Origin of the sequence: Ferrimonas balearica (genome assembly GCF_019802085.1) — a bacterium.
Taxonomy (GTDB): domain Bacteria; phylum Pseudomonadota; class Gammaproteobacteria; order Enterobacterales; family Shewanellaceae; genus Ferrimonas; species Ferrimonas balearica_B.
This window is the reverse complement of sequence record NZ_JAHVHV010000001.1, coordinates 1-21,816: the sequence shown is the minus strand read 5'-3', so window position 1 is coordinate 21,816 and position 21,816 is coordinate 1. Positions and strand designations below refer to the sequence as shown.

The window sequence follows — 21,816 nt, the reverse complement described above, 5'->3', positions numbered from 1 at the left end:
ACCTGGAGTACCCATGGACACCAAATTCGACGAATACCTTGAGTTCCCTTGCAAATTCCCCTTTAAGGTCCTTGGCTTGGCGGACGACACCCTGGCGGATCGCGTGGTGGCCGTGCTGCAGCAGCACGCCCCCGGCGACTACGTGCCCAGTATCAAACCCTCCAGCAAGGGCACCTACATCTCCGTCTCCGTGACCACCACGGTGACCAGCAAAGAGCACATCGAACTGCTGTACACCGAGTTGGCGGCCATCGATGGGGTTCGCGGCGTTCTGTAAAGTGTGACCCATCTGGCATTCTGACTTTGCCCGGGTATAATGCGGGCAACAGTTTCAGCCAGGAAGTGGTACAGGATTGGTTGCCAACACCCTCATCATTCGCCATCTCGGCACCCAGCCATACGAACAGGTATGGCACGCCATGCAAGCGTTCACCGACACCCGTGACGACCAACATGCCGACGAGTTGTGGCTGGTGGAGCACCCCCCGGTGTTCACCCAGGGCCAGGCCGGCAAGGCGGAGCACCTGCTGGCCACCGGCGACATCCCGGTGGTGAAAGTGGACCGCGGCGGCCAGGTGACCTACCACGGTCCCGGACAGCTGGTGGCCTACCCGCTGATCAACCTGCGCCGGCGCAAGCTGGGGGTGCGGGACCTGGTGACCGAGATTGAGCAGAGCCTGGTGGACATGCTGGCCCGCTACGACGTCCCTGCCGCCTCCCGCTGCGATGCCCCCGGCGTCTACGTGGAGGAGCGCAAAGTGGCTTCCCTGGGGCTCAGGATCCGTAAGGGCTGCTCCTTCCATGGCCTGGCCCTGAACGTGGACATGGATCTGTCCCCCTTCCTGCGCATCAACCCTTGCGGCTACGCCGGCCTGGAGATGGTGCAGACCCGCCAACTGGGTGGCCCGCAAACCGTCGAGGAAGCGGCCCGTCACCTGTGCGAGATATTCCCTCAGCGCCTGGGCTACCAGGCGACCGTAGTAAAAGAAGGATTGGATTGATGACCGAACGTCCCGTACGTCTGCAGGCGGGGGTAAAACTCCGCGACGCCGACAAGGTTGCCCGGATCCCAGTCAAGGTGATGCCCACCGAGCGGGAAGAGATGCTGCGCAAGCCCGACTGGCTGAAGATCAAACTGCCCGCCTCCAGCGAGAAGATCGACCAGGTGAAGCAGGCGATGCGCGATCACGGCCTGCACTCGGTGTGCGAGGAAGCCTCCTGCCCCAACCTGGCGGAGTGCTTCAACCACGGCACCGCCACCTTTATGATCCTGGGGGCCATCTGCACCCGCCGTTGCCCCTTCTGCGACGTGGCCCACGGCCGCCCGCTGAAGCCGGACCCGGAAGAGCCGGTCAAGCTGGCACGCACCATCCGCGATATGAAGCTCAAGTACGTGGTGATCACCTCGGTGGACCGGGACGATCTGCGCGACGGCGGCGCTCAGCACTTTGCCGACTGCATCCGCGAGATCCGCAAGCGCAACCCGCACATCAAGATTGAGATCCTGGTGCCCGATTTCCGCGGCCGCATCGATCGCGCCCTGGAGATCCTCAAGGACAACCCGCCGGACGTGTTCAACCACAACCTGGAGACCGCGCCGCGCCTCTACCGCGCCGCCCGTCCCGGGGCCAGCTACCAATGGTCGCTGGATCTGCTGAAGAAGTTCAAGGCGATGCACCCGGACGTGCCCACCAAGTCCGGCCTGATGATGGGCCTGGGGGAGACCAACGAGGAGATCGTCGAGGTGCTCAAGGATCTGCGTGCTCACGACGTGGAGATGCTGACCCTGGGGCAGTACCTGCAGCCCAGCCGCCACCATCTGCCGGTCAAACGCTACGTAACCCCAGGCGAGTTCGACCAGATGAAAGAGGTCGCCGAGTCCATCGGCTTTACCCACGCCGCCTGTGGCCCTCTGGTGCGCTCCAGCTACCACGCGGACCTGCAAGCCCAGGGTAAAGAGGTCAAGTAACCTCAGAGCCAGAAACAACAACGCCCCGGCTTAGGCCGGGGCGTTGTTGTTTTAAGGGTTCACAGGGTGCAGGACATCAACACCGCGTCTTCGCGCCCCTCGGAGCAGGGGTAGTACCCCTTGCGCCGAACATCCTCGACAAAACCCACCTTTCGATAGAGCGCCAGCGCCGCCACGTTGCTGGCCCGCACCTCCAGGAAACAGCGGCGGGCCTCGGCCGCCCTGGCTCGCATCAGCGCCCTTTCCAGCAACGCCTGTCCCCAACCCTGGCCCTGGTGCACCGGGTCGACACAGATATTCATCAGGGTCACCTCGTCCAGCACCTGCTGGAACAGGTAGAAACCCACCGGAGTCTCAGTGCAGGCCACCTCTCCCCAATAGGGGGCGGTAAGACAGGAGCGCAGCAGCGACTCGGACCAGGGATAGGGGTGGGCAGCTTGCTCAATGGCCCACAGGGGCTCAAACAGCGACGCTGAGGCCGGCCGATAGCTCAGAGCCACCGTTGCAGGCTCCGCCACAAGCGACGCTTCTCGTCGGCGCTCAGGGGCTTATCCAATGACGGGGAGTAGAGATGGGTGGCGGTGGCCGGCAAGGTTCGCCCCAGCACCCAGTAGCGCTTGGCTGGCGCGGCCTGCTCCTCGGTGGCGCACAGCAGCTGCTCAGCGGGCAACTCAAGCAGGGTAAGCAGATCCTGCACCAGGGGGTGCTCCGCCGTCGCCCGGCCTTGAGGGTCAATCAGCGCCAGGGGGGCCTTGGTGCGACGCAGCGCCAGGGGCTGAACGCCCATCTGGCTCAAGGCGGCACGCTGTCGGGAGGTCAATTCGGTCATGGCAAGGAAGGTACCACAGCGCCGCCCCAAGCGCATGGCCAGGGCGATCGACAGACACAAAAAAGCCCGTCTTACGACGGGCTTTTTCGCGATATGGCAGGGGTAGAGGGACTCGAACCATCATCGAAGCCACTGAAAAGCCCGGGTTTATACATTTCTTGGGATGCCTGTTGTACCAGCAAAGTGTACCACCTGACATCATTGCTGCCAGTTCAGTTCACTCCCCAAAAAAGACGGCATCCGCTGGTGTAAGCTATATTTTAACTTGCTGATTTCTATGGATTGACACCAAGGATGGCTCAACATGACACAGCAACCTCCCCTGCCCTCACCGGACAGCTCCTGCGGCAAGCACTTCACGTACAAAGACTTTATTGAGTGCAGCGACAGCTGGGTTCGCGCCCGCCCCAGTAATGTGCCGCAGCAACTGGCCACCTACCAGGCCATCGACACACTCTGCCAAACGGTATTAGACCCGATCTGGGCTCAATTCGGCCCGATCAAGCTGACTTATGGATTTAGCTCGGCTTCACTGGTCAAAGTGGTCAAAGAAACGCCCTACCCCAACATAACACCCAGTGGCGACCAGCACGCGGGCTGTGAACTCAACCGTGCCGGCAAGCCCATCTGCCCCCGACTGGGCCAAGCGGTGGATTGTTACGTTCCCGGGGTCAGCTCACTGGTCGTGGCCCAATGGGCCGCCCAGCACACCCCCTTTGACCGGCTCTACTTCTATTCAGCGCACCGTCCCTTCCACATCAGTGCCGGACCGGATAATAGCCGCTCGATAGTGTGGATGGATGGCTACCGGGGTGGAGGCCATCAACCCCGCGTTCAGAGCCCGCAACGATTCCAGAGCTTATCCAAATAAAGAGCTCTAAAGGGCATGCCCAGGTGCTTCAGCGTTATTCATTCAGTAGTGGCACCTTGCTGTTAGATCGCGCGTGCCATAAGGGGTGGTTAACCTCAATACGCTACAACGGCAAAAAAACGCCCTTTAGGGGCACTAAAAATAGTGCCGGCGAGAATAGGCTATGGGCGGCAGATGCAACAGCGTTCAATAGCCAGTACTCACCCCAGTTTCGTTTCCAAAATTGAGTTGATGGCCTGGCCGATCTCAATGCACAAAACGCTTTCTAAGCTCTTCAACCAATAACTCCAGTGACTCGCGATGCGCGATCAACAGTTGTGTTGCACGTTGGTTGGCTTAAACAGAGGCTTCAGCGTAAATCTCGCTTCGTAGGACCATTTCCCTTCTTACCAGCCAGGAAATCGGCGTTGCCGTCCAGTGATAAAATGATTAAGAATCAAGGTCACAATCAAATATTCCCCCCATCTTAATTTGACCCCCGAGCTCATCGAGGTGTGGTTTCAGGGTGTTTTCTAATTGCGCCATATGTTCTGCCAGCCACTGGATCATCTCTGGCCAGTTCCCCTTATCATGCCCCTCAACATCATGAGAAAAGGTTATTCGACTGGACTTCTGACCATCTAAGCGTAGCCAGTTAAGAGGATTAGAAAAGGTGTTCTCTATACAGGACTGGCGGGCCTTCAATAGATCCCATAAAGCTTTGTTTTCTTCTTTTCTTGGACGTCCCATCCACAGCTCAATTCGCACCTCTCGCTTGCTGAACGCCATCAGATACTGGCATCCACTGATGCCCGTCCCAGCGGCTACCCAGGAGTCTTTGGAAGGGCTGATGTTATTGAATGCGTCACATTGGCTTTCTCGCATCACCTCCAGAGCTGACATCCAGAACTCTTTGCGAAGGATGTGACGATGCTTGACTTCACCCTTCGTGCTCTGTTCATCGGCCTCTTTAACCGCAATGCCAATCATGAGTTCCTTTGCTTCCGGAGGCGGAAGGATCTGCTCAACATTCAAAAAGTACTGTTCTTCGAGGCTGTACGGAGTCACCTTTAAACACTGGACTGTAATGCCGTGGGACATTAACCACAGTGCCGTGCTGGTGACTTCTTTGCGAAACTGAGCCGCAACCAATATCAACCTTTGCTGATTACCACTGTTCAGAATAACTTCGTCTAGGTCAGGGACATCCAAAAACTCCGCCAGCCTCTGCGCTGCATCTTGGCCTGGTTCATAGCGGTCGAGGTAGGACTGGTAAGCTTCGATGATTTGCGACTTGGTGAAGCTGGAGCAGTATGAGGCGTACTTCAGTGCTTGCCAGACCACGTCTCGCCCGGAATCATCCAGCTTGTTCTCAATGATCACAAGGTTGCCTTCCCGGTCTAGCGCCAACAGATCGAGTCGCTCACGAGTCTCATTGAAACCGTCAAATTCCTTTTGGATCAGGAGTAAGTCCTCTCCCAGCGCATCCAGCTGATTCGCCAACCACTCCTGAAGGTGATGTCGCTCAGTAAAGCCCAACTCAGAAAAGCGCTTGGCTTCCAGTTTGGTGATGCGGTTATCGTCCTTGATGATTTGATACATCTGCTTCCTCAGGTTTCATCCAATGGGAGAGGACTTAACGAGAGCTAGAACCTCTCTGAACGAAGTACGTCCTCAAAGCACCTCGCCAGGCACTTTGCCAACAATGGAGTGTGATAGTTGCTTACAAGTAATGACTTCGTCAATTGACCACAGCGTTTGCGGGGAAGATGGCATGCGCTAGCCCTATTACGACACCGCCAATCGCTTTTGCGCCAATCGCTTTAAGACGCAGTCATATCGCACTTGGTGCTTCTGCAATAGGGAATCGAGGTGCTCATTCACCATCACATCGACCATGGACAACTTGGCAGTCTTCCTGCCCTGCGCACGAAGAGTGACCGCATTGGTCATGAAGACCAGTTCAGTAACAGGCTTACCAAGCAAATTTTGGTAGTACTCCTTAGCACCGGCTACTTCTTGAATCGCTTTATGACCATCGTACTGAGCCTTACCGGTGTGCTTCACTTGCAATAACGTAATGCTATGTCCCAAATCCAGCACGCCGTCAGCTCCGTGATCTGACCCGTTTTGAGTCAACCATACCCTTGCTCCTGCGCGCTCGCGCGCCATGAGCTCAACGCATAACGCTTCAAAATGTCCCCATGGCATTCTAACCAGGTCTTCTCGCTGTAGCGGCCTGGATTGAATTTCCGCCAATAGGTCCATTCCTGCTGGAGCCGGTATCACCTGTTCCGGCGTCACAACTGCGTCTTTCAGTTGGGTCTTCTTGGTGAGTAGCTTATGGAGATTAACATCAAAGGACTCGAATTCAGGATGGTGAGCGAGCGGGACATAGATGTTGACGTCTTTCTGCTGTCCAATGCGATACACCCGATCCGTTGCCTGGGCTTCTTTGGCGGGGTTCCAGTGACGTTCGAAATGGATAACGTTGTTAGATCCCACTACCGTCAAACCCACTCCCGCAGCAACTGGGGACATGACGATGATGTTAAAACCGGGCCGAGATTCGAAGTCAGCGATCATCGACTTGCGCGTCGGGACACCATCTCTTTTGGCCACGGCTTTTGCGTCACCATTGATTACAGCCAACGGCCCCAGGCCATACACCCTCCCAAGCGCAACACTGAGAAACGCTTGCAGGCGCTTATTCACCGCGAAAATGATGCACTTCTCGTTTCGCTGTTGTATTTCGTTCAAAGTAGACACCAGCGATGCCATCTTTGCCGACTCGTTTATTAACGCATTGACTGCTTTACTACTGTTGGGTACATCAAGTCGTCCTTGGTCGACGAGTCGCGGATGCAGCGATACATCTCGAAGCCGCTGCAGACATCCGAGCACCACATTTTGCTCACTTTGCTCCTGTGCAGATAACGTCGCATCGTAAACAGCCAACTGCTGCCCTTGGAGATGGGACGCTAACGATTCTTTGTAGATCCATGTTTCATCCTGGGTTCCTACAAACATCCGCTTCTTCGGCAGTCCTTTCAGATTGTCCTCTTTGAGCCGGCGAAGCATGATCGCTCCAACTTTAACTCGCAAGGCTCTCCCTACTCGCTCTCGGGTTTCTTCTACCTCGTCACTGGCGCACTGCAAGATCGGGGCGACATAGCTGGCACGAAAATCTTGGTAACTCCCGAGATACCCAGGACAGGCGGTATCCATCAAGCACCAAAAATCCGCGAGGCTGTTTTCCACCGGCGTACCGGTAGTGACCAAACTGAAGTCTGCTTTTAGTCCTTTTGCCGCTCGGGTCTGTAAAGCATTTGGGTTTTTGATGTTTTGAGCCTCATCAAATACCACAGTCGCCCAATCAATACTGCACAACGAAAATTGGTAGTCGCGCAGTGTTTGGTATGTCGTGATAACCAGTCGCCGCGGCACATCCAAGCGCTCTAAAGAGAAGTCCCCACCAACCTTAAGTGAGAAGCGGATTTCTGACACATCCAAATCTCCTTCACCTACCTGATTCTTGGTTTCTACCCCCCCCAGGCGAAAACGAGGAAGGTCGGCACCAGATTGCAACAGTACGACGTCATCGAATGGCGATTCGATAAAGGTCTTCTCCACCTCATCTCGCCAGTTTTCCAGCAAGCTCAGTGGCGCAACGATCAGGCAAGGCTTCTGCACCTCACCTTTCTGTTTTGACTGTTTGTACAGTTGGTCAATGGTGGCCAATGCCGTCAGGGTTTTACCAAGGCCCATGTCGTCCGCCAATAAGCCGCCCCCTTGGTGAGAGGGCTCAATTGCAAGCCCCACGGCCCAGCGAATCCCGACTTCTTGGTGAGGAAAAGGAGTCCGAGCGTAATTCTGCCAAGTCAGCTGTTCGACAGGACACAAAACGTCGTCAATTGCCCGCTGCACCACCGGTGACTCCTGCTCGAGCACCTCGTCATTCAGGTCGACATCAACCACCCGAACTTGGGGCTGCTCAAGCACCGCGTCGTCGGCTACATCGTCGGGCTCTATTTCATTATCGGGTTCAGCACCATCAACCTTTCGTTTGGCTTTCTCTAAAGCTGCATTGACCTGCTCGCCATCGGCGATATCGAACAATTTTCCTTCAAACTCAAACTCATGAGCTCCGACGTTCTGTGCGTCCTTGAGCCCTTGCTGCAATCGTTGCAAACATTCCTCATCCTCCACTAAGTGAATAACGCTGCCGATCGGTTGCACGCTTTGTGTCGCAGCCGCTTTACCAAACCAATCGATGCCTGACTCGTCTGTGTCACCAAAGTAACTGTGTTTAAAAGCAGTCGCACCGTGGACTCGAGCAGAAAAGCCAACGTCCAAATTGACCAATGAGGCATCCAAAAATGCGGATGGTTTCTCCAAAAACGTTCTCAGGTTCGCTTTGGAGATAACTCGGTGATTCAAGATCTCTTTTGTGGCCTTAAGGCGCTCCTCATCCAAAAGGACAATCTCATTACCAACACGCAAACTGGCGTTGGTGGCGTCAGGCCGGAGCTGCCCCAAGCGGGCTTGAATCATATCGGCATCGGCTTCCGTCCCTAGCGACGGAGTCAGGATCCCGTTACCGCGCTCAGTCACCGTGAGTTGCACACCGATCGAATCCGGGACGCGAATTTGCAACTTATCGGTGTCGAAGTGAGCCAGCTTGATTTCAGTACCTGCTCGCTTTGCCTGCTGCAATGCGTAGATCAATTCAAGATTGTCGGCCTCTGAGTGGGGGGTAGATTGATGAGTCTCCAAAGCACGAAACACACTCAGCTGGGCTTCATCGAGCAAGTACCGGCGAGTCTCGCCAAACTGCAAAAATGCCCCAGTACACCGCCAATTTTTCGTTTGCTGTATCTGTTCAGGCTGAAGCCATTCCACCATCAACGTCACGTTGAACGCTGGACTGTGCAACTGACCGCTGATTTCCGCAGATAGTTGCCCCTGCCAAAGTGCGGGTAACTCCAACAGTGCCCGACCTTCTTCATCTAATCGGGCAATCACCTCGCCAGGCACAGCAAAACCATTCGGAATCCGCTCCGCATCCCCTTGCTCCACCAACATACTGAGGTAAACATGCTGGTGTTGTACCCATGCTTCAGCCTGCAAGGACTCCAAAGCTTTGGTCACACTATTCGAGACGGTAAACACAACCTCATCATACAAGGGACGCCACTCATAACTCTGTTGCTCTTTTTGAATAAAACGCTTAACCAGTTGCCCTAACATCGATTAATACCCGTAAGTTCTAATGTGTGCCTTGGCGTCCTTTTTATCCATGACGTGCTCTGCCATCACAGCAATTCCATAGCTTTGCATGGCACTGATCGCATTAGTTATCCATCTATTAGGTGTGTGAGTGATGGCCGTGTGCTGCCCACTGGCGATGCCTCGGGTTAGATCATAATAAGATGGAATCGACACGCTATAGTTATTCAAGACATTGTTGTGGGGCAATTTTCGATGAAGCCACAATTTACAGTTGTGGCTGCCCTCCACCAAATGTACATCGCCAAGGTTCAAATAGATGATGGACTTGTCCTGATCCGCAACCGTGGAATACGCCGGCAGGTCCTCTTTGTTGATGTGGTGACGAACGTAACGAGCGGCGCCGCGTGACAGATAAAGCCGACTGCCTTTGACAAATCCATGGTCAAATAGCCCTTCCAAAAAGCGTTTTCGTGCCGGAAACATGCGCTGCAACGCTGGGTCATGACTGGCTCTCCCGTGTTCTTCGATAACACGAAGAAAGATCTTCAAGTCCATCCGCGAGAACCAACCCCGCGCTTTTTCAATCAATTCAGGCCCAAGCGGTCGCCACCAGCGTCGATACGTTTTTGAGCCATCAGGAATCCGAGGATCGCCACCAATGGCGTTGATTACTGCACGCCAACTATCGCCCAATTCGCCATTTTCAGGCACTCGCTCAATAAGGATCCTCATGACCTCTACTCCCAGAGGCACCTCCGGAGTGAAAGGCGATTCATACACTTCGGGCACCACCAGTTGCCCAAGCAGCGGCGATTCCTCATTAGGCTCAAGCGATTTGAGGCTTTCTAAGTAGTAGATGTTTTGTGCAATTGAGTGGAGTCGCCCGGTTTGAAGACGTTCCAGTCCCATTTGCTTGAGCTGCTCAGGCAATGAAAGTTCGTTATCGCGGGCTTCCTTTGCCAAGAGATGAGGAGCATCATCACTTAGTGCGGGAAGCCAACGACCAAACTCTTCACGGCACTTAATGGCTTTACGGAGCCAGTCACGCACTGATCCAAAGTTGTCCATCTCGTCATAGTCAGTGCAGTACCAATCAAAGAGGTTCTCCATCAACTGGCGCCCAGGGACTGGCCGTAAATGGTCGATACGTGCCAACGCTTCATTACTTAAGGGAACCCGCCGAAAATCCGCACCACCAATACCCACCGCGTAGGCTCGGAGTTGCATCTTGTTGGTTAGCAGTGTCTCCAAAGACTTCCGTTCCGCGATGCCCGTGTGAACCGCAATAAATGCTTGTCGGAAAGCCTTGCTCGTTGCCCCTGCGTTTCGCGCTACCGCCTCCAACTTTCCTCTTTCGGCTCGTAGAACTGAGGTCAACGGCTCATCAGAGAGAGTAAGTTTAAAACTGAGCTTAGGAATGAGGGTCATAGAGATCACCTGGCCAATTCCAGCACATTTTCAAGATCCAAGTCGGATGGGCGACGGATGGTGAATCGAATGTCAATGCGACGATTTCTCGCCCTTTGCTGCGCGGTACTCTCTTCTTCGTCCACGCGGCGCGAATCCGCATATCCACTGACAGAAAACAGCTTCAGACCATCATGATTAACCATTTCCTGGTACGACGGTGTCAACGCAAGCTCCTGGCTCCAATGTGACCACAATGAAATCGCCCGAAAGGCCGACAAACCCCAATTTCCAGTACCCAACAGCCCATTAAAGTTCACGCTGTCGGTATGCCCTTCAATAAAGACTGTATCCAGATACTCATAACCAGGTTTACAGTTATGCTCCCGTCGAACCTCCTCTGAGGCGCCCGAACATTCCAGAGTCCCACTTCGCTCTTTCAATATCGCACGATGAATCGCCAAACCAATCTTGTTGACAGTATCCTGCGTTTTGTTGTCGTCGGGGATCTCATAGCGACCAGAGGCAAAAGCCAGACTATCAGGGATCCTAAGAATGCTCTTATTCTCATTGACTTCAATATGAATATCTTGTCGCTTCAGTTCATCAACAATGTCATCCAAGATATTCCGCCGCACCTTTTCGGCGGTTTGAAGCTCTTTGAGCGCCTCGTCGACCTGTTGCCGGGTTTGAGTCAGCTCCAAGATGAGAGCTAACGCCGCCAGGATAAAAATCACCAGCAGCCCCGACATCAAGTCAGAAAAGGACATCCAATACGGATTGTCTTCATCTACCGAAACCGCACGTCGTGCTTTCGCCCTCATGCTGCACCCTGAATCTTGGTTTCAATCTCATCCACAGCACCGGCCAAAGCTTCGATGGCACTGGTCATTTGCGTGGTGTACGCCGAGGTTTGCTGGTTCCAGTTTTCCATACGTTCCGTGGTTTGAGTTTGCACTTCCTGAGAGTACTCACGCAGCAATTGATTGAGACGATTAACCAATCCTTCCACGTTGCTGTTCAAACCATCCAGATAGCTCTGTTGATGCTGACGCATGTCAGCAAACACCTGACCCGCAGTTGCCAGAGTATTATCGATTGCCGTTTGCGTTTGCTTAAGGCGCGCCTGCTCTGATGCCATCTCGTCGCGCAATGACTCCACACGCTCCACTGAAAGTTGATTTTGCTCGGCCAAATCCCGTGTTGAGCTGACCGCTTGAGTGATGGCGCCAGAAAGCCCGTTGGCAGCATCCCGCATACTGTTGCCAAAGACATTGATGTCTTGCGAGACTTGGCGCATCTGCTCACTGGCCGTCAAAGTCTTACTGGCAGCATCCACGTTTGCACTAGCGGAGCGTTCAATTCCAGACTGCAAACTTTGGCCTTGAGCGAGCAAATTCGCTACCGCTTCCACTTGGTCTCGAAGAAGGCCATTTACCTGCATTAGCAATGCTTCTGTGCTCTCTCGCAGACTTTGGTTTTCGGCTTGCACCTGCTCATGTTGCTGTTGCTGAGCTAGGCGAAGCTCGTCGACGGCTGACCCCACGGACTGAGTCAACGACTCTGTTGCTTGGGCAGTCGCAGCGCGGATCTGTTCGGACGAGTCCAAACTGCTTTGCGCCATCTGCTGTAGGCTTTTATCGAACTGATGTTGATTTTGACTTTGTTGTTCGGTCAGGTCTGCAACCACCGTTGATACTTGTTTCGCCATCGCTTGCTGGGCGGCTTCGGTACGCTCGGACAACTGGGTCAAGTGGCTGCTGCTGTGCTCGGCCATTTGCTGGAGCTGGTTAGCCATGGTGTCACCAAGCTGGTTCTGCCGTTGGGCAGAATCTGCTTCGGAAGCTTCCAAGCGATTCATGAATGCGGTCAGCGTCGTACCCAATTGCTCCAGAGTGCCGAGCATCTGTTGAGAGGCTTGATCCATAGCTTCTCGCTGTCGATTACCCTCTTTCCCCATGCTGTCCATAAACTGATTAAGCATGTTATCAAGCGCTTGTGAGCTGGTATCTGTCCCTACATCGACCAGTTTGTCGATGGCCGGCTTCATGATGTTCTCCAAGCTGGCCTCCAGGCTGGTCTGAATAGACTGGGTCACGTTATCGAGCGCCACCTGCATCTTGTCGCCAATCTTGTCCGCGAGCCCCTGCAAAGCTTCTCGCGATTGATTGCCGTCTTTGGCAATCTTAACGAGTTGATTTTCAGGCGTTATGCGGGGGAATAGGTGATCAACACGTGTCTGCAGAGCCAATAGATTAGAGCGGACATTCCAGTCCAGCTTTTTCTCTATAAAGTTGAACAACAAGCTAAGAAAGACCCCCCAAACAGAGGTCGTGAATGCCACTGCCGCACCACTAATCATGTGGCCAATGCTGGCGCGCAGCTCATCGACCGAAGCGTTCTCCGCCAAGTTGAGGCCGGATAAACCCATTTGCAGCCCAACGAAGGTTCCAAGGACCCCAATAGCAGTCAAGAATCCCGGCACCGCCACCGCAATGCGACTCTCCGATGCACCACGCGACAATGTCGTGGTGTTAAAAAAGTGTTCTGCGTCGTAAGTATTGTGGTAATGACTCGATTGACCGTGATCTACTTCCACTAACGTCTCAGTAAACTCATGCCAAAGGTGACGATGTGATTTGGAATCCCGTGCTTTCTGATTTATGTCGTGCAGTTGGTCGTGCACAGTATCAAACTGCACCTTTCCCAAGAGCGAGTTGTGGTAGAACCCGATGCGAGAGCGTGCACGGACAAAAGCCGCCAGACTAAATGAGAGGCCCACCGAAAATACCGATAACAGCAACAAAACAAACATTGCAGAAAGGGTTGCTGTGTCGTCCGGCATCCACTGGCCGCGCGCCCACATCGCGAGCAGGCTGCCAAAGTCCGGGATCAGATTTGAGAAGCTGAAAGATGGCTGCATGGTAGTAATGATTGTGATTTTATTGAGATTTTGAGTTATTGAGATTAGTCAAGCGCCAGCAAGACACCAACCTCGTACAAAAAGACGGCAAAGGGCGGTTATTATTCGCTAACTCTGATAACCATTGCTGTGGCTGCGATCCCACTTTTGGGGCCCACCGGGGCGCATTGGCAATTGAGTAAAATGGGGCGCAAGGTACCCATTGATTCTGCATTCACTTAAGAAAGTGACTGCGACCCTAACCGCGTGAGAATACCTAGTAACACGATAGCTGGATTGAACTGTGCATTACCCGACACCAGCCAGTAAAACACTCTCCCCAGCTCTTATGACCCCTGTGCATCCGGCGCTCCTCAATTCGTTAGCTCAACCAATGGGCGTAAAGGCATGAGAAGTATCGACAACCGTATCCCAGCCTTTCTGTAAATTTGCACTTCATTACGAGTTAAGTTGTTGTTCTCTTGATCTCAGTCATTTGAGTTCAAACGGCATTACCTAATCAGGCTCCGGAACCCGACAAAGACCGCAAATCAGGCAGGCGGTCAGCATGAAGGGGAAGGCGCTGATCCAGCAGGCGATGTATACCACCAATCCGATAAAGCCCTGCTCCGCGGCAAAAGCAAACAGCCGCATTGCGCCTTGCAGGCTCCACTTAGTGGCCAACAGGATCAGGCCCAACAACAGAATCCAAATCAGCGTTTCCATCTTCGCTCTCTTATCCAGCCAGGGCGTGATCCGCTACAGAGCCCTTAGCCAAGCCGCCAGGCCCTCTGCCGTGTGCGGTTTGCGCCAGATCGCACAGCATCCGCGCCAGGGCTGAGATGCTGTCTCGCCACGCCAACTTCTCCAGCCAGGCTTGAGGCAACGCTGCTCGACCGTAGTAAGCGCCGGCCAGCTGGCCGTAGATCGCCGCTGTAGTGTCAGCATCCTCTCCCAGATTGGCAGCCAACAGCGCGCCTTCGGCAAAGCTGTTGCTGTGAAAGAAGGACCACAGGGCCGCTTCCAGCGAGTGCACCACGTATCCGCTGCCATGGATGGCACTGCGGGGCTTATGGCGGTAGGCGCCATTGGCGATGGCTTGAATGGCTGGGTGCCAGTTTTGACGTACCTTATCGAGTCGCTCATCAAGCTCAAACAACAGCGCCGCTTTGCAGGGCTGGCCGCGACTGTTCAGCAGTCGATGCAGGAAGTAGGTCATCAACTCGCAAGCTTCGATGGCCCGCTGTTCGCCGTGGGTAGTGATGCTGCTGATGAGGGCACCCGAGATCGCCAGCCCCAGATCCGCCCGATGGAAAAACAGCGCGATCGGCGCTATCCGCATCAGGCTGCCATTACCGGCCGTCCATTCGGCGTCGATGCCCGCGACTGGGTTGCCGTCCGCTTCAAAGCGCAGCAGCGCCTGCTTTACGGTGTGCCCGATGTCGATGCACTCGCCGGTACAGGCGTTTTCGCCCTCGCGGAACCAGCGCAGATAACGCTGCATCTGATCGACGATGTCATTACGCCCGGTTTCCACCAGGCTTTGGGCCAAACACAGTGCCATGGCAGTGTCGTCCGTCCACTGACCGGGAGCCAGATTAAAGGGGCCCCCACCAACCAGATCGGTCAGCGGCGGATACGAGTCCTTCGGTTGAAACTCCAGTGTTGTCCCTAACGCGTCGCCCAGAGCCAGGCCCAGCAGGGCCCCCTGCGCTTTGTCATGCAGTTGATTCACAGCGTTATCCTGTCCGATTCAATTACGGCCGACTTCGATAGATGGCGGTGATATGCCCACCGCGCACCTCCATCACCACACTCTGATGGCGCTGGTGACGATAGTGATAGCGGGTCAGGGCGATGCCGCCCTCGGGGTACTCCAGGTACTCAGTCAGCGCTGGATGGCCACACCGGCGGAGCAGCGCGCCCGTGCTGTCTCCGACTTTAACCAGGGAAGTTGAGGTGCAGCGAAAGGCCGGCACCGACCATTCCAAGGCCACCCCCTGGGGCGCAAAGCACAGCGCGACCAAAGCCAACCGGATCCAGGCTCTCATCGGCGATCCCGCTTAAAGTGTTTACAGCGATGTCCTACGGTCACCACCTCACCGCCGTGCAGCACCAGGTAGTGGTTACGGAACCGTTCTGGGACCGTTCTCATCGCCTGAGTAACCCGTTGCCAGGCCTGTTTACCGAAGAACACCACTTCACAGCCGCGATGAAAGTCGGACTGACCAAAGGTCAGCAGGAGCTCAATGGACGCCATCGGAATGGCCCGCTGCTGCATGCGCTGATGTGCGTGAGAGGTCAACATGGTCTGCTCCTGCTGTGTTGTAGTGATGGACAAAGTATATGTAGCCCTGATATACATGTCTTTACTGGCTACATATACATGTCAACTAATCGAGCAGATATGGACACCACCTCAGTCAAACTGGACCTCCAGTTGCGCTACCGCCTCATCGAGATCATTGCTCTGTGGGAGGGCCGCCTGACCACCAACCACCTATGTCAGGCCTTTGGCATTGGCCGGCAGCAGGCATCCAAGGACATCAATCACTACCTGCGAGAGTTCGCCCAGGGGGGCCTGGAGTACGATCGCAGTCTCAAAGGCTATAAACCCACCCCCAGCTTTCGCCCTCAATTCTGCGAAGGCCACGCACACGAATACCTGCAACTGCTCGATCGCCATGACGATCTGGGCGGTGTGCTCTCTTTCTTAAGTTTAAAGCTGGGGGGAACCGAGGTATTGGATGTGCCGTCGCGCCACGTTGACCCACAAGTGGTCCGCACCCTGGTGCAGGCGGCAAGAGAAGGCTTGGCGGTTGAAGTGCACTACGACTCGTTAAGCTCCGAGGCGCCGGCCGACGATCCCACTCGCCTGATTCATCCCCACACCTTGGTGTTCAACGGCATACGTTGGCATGTACGCGCCTGGTGCGAGAAAAATCAGGGGTTCCGGGATTTCGTGATCAGCCGGTTCCGCGGGCCCGCGTCACTGGACGACAGTCGGCCGCGTATCCAGAAGACCGACGATGAAGCCTGGCACCAGAGCGTCACCTGCACCCTGATCCCCAACCCGCGACTGAGCCCGCGACAGCAAAAGGTGATTGCCAAAGACAACGGCATGGATCTGGACACTCTGTCGTTGCCATTATCAGTGCCCAAAGCGTTGCTGCCCTATTACCTTAAACGGATGGACGTGGCCCATCCCTATAATCCGCAGCTGGAAGACTTCTACCAACAAGTGGTGGTTCAGGAAGCGGAGCAGGCCAAGTTTACCTAGTGGCAATCTGTGCCCAAGCGCATAATCCTCGGACAGGGAGCATCAATCGCGACGCTTCGTAATATGCTGAACAGAGCGCTTCATCATCTTTGACATTCGCGTCGAGGAGAACACCATGACCCGCATCGACAAGCGGCAGCTTTTACCCGTTGAGCAGTTCACTTCCATGCACGATGGACAGCCCTATCAAGACCCACATAAATGGGCCCAAACATTGCGTACTAGCGTCGAATGGCTCTGTGATGATTTAGGGTTGCCAAGTAACCCATCTTGGGAAGTCGAATACGCATTGACTCCGGAGGTGCAACACAAGCTTGGTGAGGCGTTTGACATCCTAGAGCGGATTAACCACTGGTTTGAAGGCGATGTCGCCCGCGCATGGCTGTGGTTCCGGGACGAGAACATTGCGGGGTTCGGCAACCTGACTCCGGCTCAGGTACTCAAGGAGAGAGCACCATTGGGCCACCAATGGTTGCTGGATTACATCTCGGACAAGGAGTCAGGCGGATTTGAATGACTCCAGCCAACCATTAACCTTTAACCATGTCCTTCAGCGCCTCACCAGGCCACTTTCCTGCTCAGAGGCACAATGCGTTGCAGGCGCAGCTTCGCGTTGTTCCGCAACAGAGTCAGCTAGCCGCCCAGCAGAAACCTTCAGGCCTAAATCAAGGGCAGGGCATGGGAGTGCCACACCGGTGGCCGCTAAGAGCCATTGAGGGGCCTTACCGTCGACATACGTCAACCGGTTCCCAATACGGCTTTCACCATTGGACCGTTTAGAGCCCCAATTGGAGCTTACGAGCAAGGTTGTGTTGACCGCTCGACTTCTATGACCGCACTTACGGCTCACCTCACCGCTCAGCACTCACTTCTGGCTCTGAGCAACAAAGCGCAATCTTCTGTGTCTTTGTACCTCCCAGCCCGCCTGCTACAACCCGAGACTCAATCATGAGGGTTATGTTATTGGCCCTCGAGAGCCGCAGCACATCATCTACGAGATGCGGCTCCGAAAGACAGTTGCGTTCAGAGCCATCGCGGGTGCGACGTTCATACAACATTGGCGCTAGTTCGGAGCGCGAAGTTGATACCATTTTAAACGGCGGCTGGCCCAGGCTCCTGCAGAAGCCAGGACGCCTTAGATTGAGATCGAGGGGTCATTGCAGACAATCAAGGTATCGATACTGCATTTCACCAGCCAGAAATCGGAAGAGGGGCAGAAACGACGCATCGCTTTGTCAGCTATTCAGCACTTGCCCTCAATCAGATTCACAACCGCGCTCAAGGAAAGCCAGCGTGCACAAAAAGAACAAACCGAGCTTATCTCCATTGGCGGTTTCCTCAATCGTCTTCCACAGCTTCTGCTGTTGTATCAAGCGCTGGCAATCCAGTTCACCGGATTCCAGTTGCGACCTCCCATTTTCCCAAGTGCCGATAGATTGCTGAGGAAACTTACGAATCCAACGACCAACCGAGTCGGCACTCACCCAAAAATGCTTAGCAGTTTGCCGTAGTGACACCCCAAATCCATGATGCCAGCTAGCCACATAACACTGATACTCGTCGGGATATCGCCAAAGACGCATTGCTGCCCTCCCGGCCATAACTTAACCAAAAATTAATTGAGTCCAATCCCTTGGGTATAGTCTGCCAAAATGGATTATTCCACCCCAAAATATGTTCACAGACCATTGAACAATATAGAATTTTTGGATTTTTTTAATGCAAACATAAGGATTGGAATCAAGACGGAGGGCGCAACTTTAAGGATTTTCCGCCAGGCGGGTCGCGCAAGTATAAGGTTTTTTGGCGGCAGCGAATTTTTCAGAAACCACAGCCACCCTTACACTGGTGTTTCCCTAGGACGTCCAACTCATCGCCGTTTGGACGGACCAAACCCTCAGCGGTTTAGTTTTTGGGCTTCACGGTGCAATGCCTCTCGAATAGCACGATGACCAGACAGCCCAACGATAGTGAAGCGGCGACCACGCTGCCGGTTATCCGTTATCCCTTTACTCATGTAATCCAACATGCCGAGATCAATGGGCAGTTCAGTGTGCACCAGGAATCGTCGAGCTCCGGTATCACGATAGGTACTTCCCCACCGCTCATCGTAAGCAGGCGCACCAACCGGGAGGGGCCCAAACAACGCCTCATCCTCTGCCATAAAGTCATCGTACAGCCGTGTCTGGCGGTATCTATCCACGATTTGAATAGCACTGCAGTAGTTTTGGGCATAGCGTTTTAGAGCGCGCCGCAATGGTTGCACCGAAGAGGGGGCCAGACTCGTAACCATATGCAGATGCAGCCCACGAGGGTCATGGCTACCATTCACACCTCCGGGCTCCAGCACCAAGATAAACCGGCTCAGCAGACCTCTATCACGCCAACGCTTACCCAAGTAGGCTGCGGGCTTCGCCTTGAGAGCCAGACGGGCTATCTGCTCAGGATTGAACTGAACCGTCACTTGATAAAGTCTCTGCTCTGCCTGACGAGCATGGTGCTGCAATGCAATGAAGGCAGCGACAAAAGGCTCAAATACCGTCCGTCCTGCCAAGCTCATGCGCTTTGCGGCCTGTTTGGGATCGCCCATTAGGGGAACCAGGGCAAGCTGTTCTGAACGCCGAGAAACTCGGTAGATGGGGTCCTGGGGCCCATGAGCTTCTCGCCCTCGTGTAAACGGTGTGATGATCTCCTTCTGAATACGCTTATCCGACCATCTAGCTTCCGTGGCCAGACGTACTTGGCGGCAGATCGCTATACTCTCTTTCCTTGTTAAACCACTACCAACTGCACGGCAAGCGTTGCCATTGAGATTGGCCCGTAAAATCGCCTTGCTTATCCGGTTCTTAGTCATGGCAGATCTTGCCTATTGCGTAGGCTGTAAAGTGGTACTTTTGCGCCTTCCCCTTTTTGGGGCACAAATTGTCGGCCCTGAGGGTAAGCAAATGGCGTTCTGAGAAGGACATTAAGGTGAAGAACGGGTGTCACAGCACCCTTAAAAATCCATGCCGCCATCACCGTGCTCGCTTATAGAATGGCACCACAGCTTGGGTCTCAGCGCTGAAGTCGAGTCGGTCGATCACTCCCTTAAGCACCGTCACTGCCTTCTCTGGCATGCTGTAGGCGTTGTAACTAAATCCCAGGCTACCTCGATGGCCGAGCAGCACCGCCGCCTTAGGTTCCGGAACGTCAACGTGGCGCCAGGCTGTCGCGACAGTGCGCCGCAGCGCGTGCATCGACAATCCCTTCGCATTAGGGATCCGCTGGTCATTGACCATCTCCGCAAATCGGGGGGCCATTCGGCTCGAAGGGCTACTGCCGCCTCTCATCATGGACGGGAACAGCCAGTCCATTCCCGAGGCACGCATCTCGGCGACATACTCTAACCACCCTAAAGCCAGCAAGTGATCGTGGATGGGGATCACCCGCTTTGCTGCCTGAGTTTTCACCGACTGCAGTGGATGGTTCGCTTGAATCTGCAAGCATTGAATTCCATGCACACTCACCACGTCGTCGATCCGCAACTGCCCCAATTCCCCGCTGCGCGCGCCCGAGTGCAACGCCAATAAGGGCAGCCAGTAGTAAGCCGGCTGCCCAAGGCATCGCCGAAAGCGTGGGTGTTGGAACAGTCGCGTCAACTGCGTGGAATGAAAGATCACCGGCTCCTTCTTCAGCACCTGCGGGGCACTGCCATGAAAGCGGTTTGACTGCACCAGTTCTGCTTTGACCGCCCAATTAAAGAACGCACTGAAGCCATTCAGGTAGTGCTTGCGAGTTTTGGGGCTGTACCCGGCTTCTACCAGGGCACACTGAATGCGCTCCACATCCGATTGAGCCACCGCGCCGATCGGTTTTTCCCCCCCGATGCATTCGACACACCATTGGCCCCGCTGACGCAACTGCCGCAACGTGGTCGGTGATAACGGTTCCCCAGAGCGGCCGCCCAAGGTGATTTTGATTTCGACATAACGATCCCAGGCCGCTTGCAAAGAGCATGACTGCAGCTCATTGTCCGCCACCAGTTGCTCATTGATGCGCACTTGCGCCGAATACGCCTTTTGAGATGCCTCGAGTTGAACGATGGCCCGTACAGACGCCTCTGCGCTGCTCTGTGACAACGCCAGCGCGTTCTGACCGGTCTCAATAAGCTGTCTTTGCGCTTCTTCCGCTTGCTCGGCCAGCGACAAGGCTTGCGCCGACAACCGTCGGTGACGGTCCACCTCCGAGGTCAATTGCTGATTCTCGTTACGCTGCAGTTGAAGTTTGCTCAGCAAGGTGTGGGGGGAAAGGGTCAGTTGAGCACATTCGGTGATCCGAACGTTGATGGGCCGCCTGTCCTTGGCCATGGCAATCTCCCTGCTGGTGAGTGTCGGCAGCGATCCTTGCTGCCGTCTCTCCAGTGATGCCATAAAATCCCGGTAATGGCAAAGCCACACTAACGCGCGATCGATTGCCACCGTGCGATTATTGGTGCCCAGCGAGCGTCGCAGCTCCGTGAGACCCAGCTGGCTGCGATAAGCCTTAGGGATCACATAGCGAACGTAGTAGATGCCGTTATCACGACGAAACAGGTAGGGGAATGCGACCATGAGTGTACCACCTCTGTGTACCACCCGTAGGCCTTGCCAGGACCGGCAAAAAGACACAAAAAAGCCCGTTTTTCAACGGGCTTCTTCGCTTTAGATGGCAGGGGTAGAGGGACTCGAACCCCCAACACCCGGATTTGGAATCCGGTGCTCTACCAATTGGAGCTATACCCCTAGCGAACGAGCTGGAATTATACGGAAGCAGGGTCAAAGGTAAAGGGGTTTTTCCCTTATCCAGCGCCAACTGCCGAGGTTTTGGCCGCCTCGGTGGCGAAGTGTCCAATGTTGCCCTGAAAAGCCCCTCGGCAATGGCCGACAAGGCTGAACACCTTAAAGGGATCGCTTCGGCCCCGACCGCACTGAGCCTCCAAGTAAACCAATCACAGGCTTGGTGTGTCAGGCTGAGATAGAAAAGAAAAAACCCCGCCTCAACAGAGGCGGGGTTTCTCAAATTGGAACCTGGCGGTGACCTACTCTCACATGGCAACTGCCACACTACCATCGGCGCGGTTGCGTTTCACTGCTGAGTTCGGCATGGGATCAGGTGGGTCCACAACGCTATTGCCACCAGGCAAAAACGGGTGATGCATCTGCATCGAATCACTTGTCGCGCCCCCGTCATGGGACAAAGGCACAAAATTGGGTGCCTGGCGGTGACCTACTCTCGCATGGGAACCCCCACACTACCATCGGCGCGGTTGCGTTTCACTGCTGAGTTCGGCATGGGATCAGGTGGGTCCACAACGCTATTGCCACCAGGC

The 21,816-nt window shown here is 54.8% G+C and carries 20 protein-coding genes, 1 tRNA gene and 2 rRNA genes; 7 read left to right on the top strand and 16 right to left on the bottom strand.

Annotated elements, in window-relative coordinates; all coding sequences use genetic code 11:
• Window positions 1–13: 13 nt before the first annotated feature.
• The 3 genes from ybeD to lipA all read left to right on the top strand — a co-directional run bounded on the left by ybeD (window position 14) and on the right by lipA (window position 1,969).
• Window positions 14–277, top strand: coding sequence for a DUF493 family protein YbeD (gene ybeD / locus KUV81_RS00115; protein ID WP_222541815.1), 264 nt, complete (start codon window positions 14–16; stop codon window positions 275–277).
• Between the two features lie 76 nt (window positions 278–353).
• Window positions 354–1,001: a lipoyl(octanoyl) transferase LipB gene (lipB, locus tag KUV81_RS00110; RefSeq protein ID WP_222541814.1), complete on the top strand. Its 648-nt coding sequence runs from the start codon at window positions 354–356 to the stop codon at window positions 999–1,001.
• Complete coding sequence (gene lipA / locus KUV81_RS00105) at window positions 1,001–1,969, top strand: lipoyl synthase (protein ID WP_222541813.1); 969 nt, start codon at window positions 1,001–1,003, stop codon at window positions 1,967–1,969. The genes lipB and lipA overlap by 1 nt, the downstream gene beginning before the upstream one ends.
• Before the next feature lie 59 nt (window positions 1,970–2,028).
• Here the strand turns inward: lipA and rimI are convergent, their stop codons facing one another.
• Both rimI and KUV81_RS00095 read right to left on the bottom strand, forming a co-directional pair.
• Window positions 2,029–2,469 carry a ribosomal protein S18-alanine N-acetyltransferase gene (gene rimI, locus KUV81_RS00100; protein ID WP_222541812.1) on the bottom strand — a complete coding sequence of 147 codons (441 nt, stop codon included), beginning with the start codon at window positions 2,467–2,469 and terminating at the stop codon, window positions 2,029–2,031.
• Window positions 2,460–2,798: a DNA polymerase III subunit psi gene (locus KUV81_RS00095; protein WP_222541811.1), complete on the bottom strand. Its 339-nt coding sequence runs from the start codon at window positions 2,796–2,798 to the stop codon at window positions 2,460–2,462. Before KUV81_RS00095 ends, rimI begins: the two co-directional genes overlap by 10 nt.
• Before the next feature lie 304 nt (window positions 2,799–3,102).
• On the opposite strand from KUV81_RS00095, the gene KUV81_RS00090 reads away from it, so the two are divergent.
• Window positions 3,103–3,669: a hypothetical protein gene (locus tag KUV81_RS00090; RefSeq protein WP_222541810.1), complete on the top strand. Its 567-nt coding sequence runs from the start codon at window positions 3,103–3,105 to the stop codon at window positions 3,667–3,669.
• A gap of 429 nt (window positions 3,670–4,098) precedes the next feature.
• Here KUV81_RS00090 and KUV81_RS00085 read toward each other — a convergent pair whose 3' ends face one another.
• The 9 genes from KUV81_RS00085 to KUV81_RS00045 all read right to left on the bottom strand — a co-directional run bounded on the left by KUV81_RS00085 (window position 4,099) and on the right by KUV81_RS00045 (window position 15,497).
• Window positions 4,099–5,250, bottom strand: a complete 1,152-nt coding sequence (locus KUV81_RS00085; protein WP_222541809.1) for a DUF4268 domain-containing protein — start codon at window positions 5,248–5,250, stop codon at window positions 4,099–4,101.
• A 186-nt stretch (window positions 5,251–5,436) separates the two neighbouring features.
• Window positions 5,437–8,898 (bottom strand): SNF2-related protein, encoded by a 3,462-nt coding sequence (locus KUV81_RS00080; RefSeq protein ID WP_222541808.1) that lies wholly within the window; start codon window positions 8,896–8,898, stop codon window positions 5,437–5,439.
• A 3-nt stretch (window positions 8,899–8,901) separates the two neighbouring features.
• Window positions 8,902–10,308, bottom strand: coding sequence for an EH signature domain-containing protein (locus KUV81_RS00075; protein WP_222541807.1), 1,407 nt, complete (start codon window positions 10,306–10,308; stop codon window positions 8,902–8,904).
• A 5-nt stretch (window positions 10,309–10,313) separates the two neighbouring features.
• On the bottom strand, window positions 10,314–11,111 hold the full coding sequence (locus tag KUV81_RS00070; protein WP_222541806.1) for a flagellar motor protein MotB: 798 nt from the start codon (window positions 11,109–11,111) through the stop codon (window positions 10,314–10,316).
• Complete coding sequence (gene zorA / locus KUV81_RS00065) at window positions 11,108–13,210, bottom strand: anti-phage ZorAB system protein ZorA (protein WP_222541805.1); 2,103 nt, start codon at window positions 13,208–13,210, stop codon at window positions 11,108–11,110. The genes KUV81_RS00070 and zorA overlap by 4 nt, the downstream gene beginning before the upstream one ends.
• A gap of 495 nt (window positions 13,211–13,705) precedes the next feature.
• Window positions 13,706–13,915, bottom strand: a complete 210-nt coding sequence (locus KUV81_RS00060; RefSeq protein WP_222541804.1) for a hypothetical protein — start codon at window positions 13,913–13,915, stop codon at window positions 13,706–13,708.
• A 10-nt stretch (window positions 13,916–13,925) separates the two neighbouring features.
• Window positions 13,926–14,924, bottom strand: coding sequence for an ADP-ribosylglycohydrolase family protein (locus KUV81_RS00055; protein ID WP_222541803.1), 999 nt, complete (start codon window positions 14,922–14,924; stop codon window positions 13,926–13,928).
• Between the two features lie 22 nt (window positions 14,925–14,946).
• Complete coding sequence (locus tag KUV81_RS00050; RefSeq protein WP_222541802.1) at window positions 14,947–15,240, bottom strand: DUF2845 domain-containing protein; 294 nt, start codon at window positions 15,238–15,240, stop codon at window positions 14,947–14,949.
• Window positions 15,237–15,497 (bottom strand): DUF4258 domain-containing protein, encoded by a 261-nt coding sequence (locus KUV81_RS00045; protein WP_222541801.1) that lies wholly within the window; start codon window positions 15,495–15,497, stop codon window positions 15,237–15,239. The genes KUV81_RS00050 and KUV81_RS00045 overlap by 4 nt, the downstream gene beginning before the upstream one ends.
• A 99-nt stretch (window positions 15,498–15,596) precedes the next feature.
• Between KUV81_RS00045 and KUV81_RS00040 the strand changes: the two genes are divergently transcribed.
• The 3 genes from KUV81_RS00040 to KUV81_RS00030 all read left to right on the top strand — a co-directional run bounded on the left by KUV81_RS00040 (window position 15,597) and on the right by KUV81_RS00030 (window position 17,980).
• A complete protein-coding gene (locus tag KUV81_RS00040; RefSeq protein WP_222541800.1) occupies window positions 15,597–16,469 on the top strand; it encodes a helix-turn-helix transcriptional regulator in 873 nt (290 codons plus the stop codon).
• Window positions 16,470–16,584: 115 nt separating this feature from the next.
• The gene (locus KUV81_RS00035) at window positions 16,585–16,986 is read left to right on the top strand and encodes a hypothetical protein (protein ID WP_222541799.1); all 402 of its coding nucleotides are present in this window, start codon (window positions 16,585–16,587) and stop codon (window positions 16,984–16,986) included.
• A gap of 640 nt (window positions 16,987–17,626) precedes the next feature.
• Window positions 17,627–17,980, top strand: coding sequence for a hypothetical protein (locus tag KUV81_RS00030; protein WP_222541798.1), 354 nt, complete (start codon window positions 17,627–17,629; stop codon window positions 17,978–17,980).
• A 386-nt stretch (window positions 17,981–18,366) separates the two neighbouring features.
• Here the strand turns inward: KUV81_RS00030 and KUV81_RS00025 are convergent, their stop codons facing one another.
• From KUV81_RS00025 to rrf (KUV81_RS00005), 5 genes are all read right to left on the bottom strand, one after another.
• Window positions 18,367–19,323: a hypothetical protein gene (locus KUV81_RS00025; protein ID WP_222541797.1), complete on the bottom strand. Its 957-nt coding sequence runs from the start codon at window positions 19,321–19,323 to the stop codon at window positions 18,367–18,369.
• 160 nt (window positions 19,324–19,483) lie between these two features.
• Window positions 19,484–21,058 carry a site-specific integrase gene (locus KUV81_RS00020; RefSeq protein WP_222541796.1) on the bottom strand — a complete coding sequence of 525 codons (1,575 nt, stop codon included), beginning with the start codon at window positions 21,056–21,058 and terminating at the stop codon, window positions 19,484–19,486.
• A 95-nt stretch (window positions 21,059–21,153) separates the two neighbouring features.
• Window positions 21,154–21,230, bottom strand: a tRNA-Trp gene (locus KUV81_RS00015).
• 282 nt (window positions 21,231–21,512) lie between these two features.
• Window positions 21,513–21,627 (bottom strand): 5S ribosomal RNA (gene rrf, locus KUV81_RS00010).
• Between the two features lie 73 nt (window positions 21,628–21,700).
• Window positions 21,701–21,815, bottom strand: a 5S ribosomal RNA gene (gene rrf, locus KUV81_RS00005).
• Between the last annotated feature and the right edge of the window lies 1 nt (window position 21,816).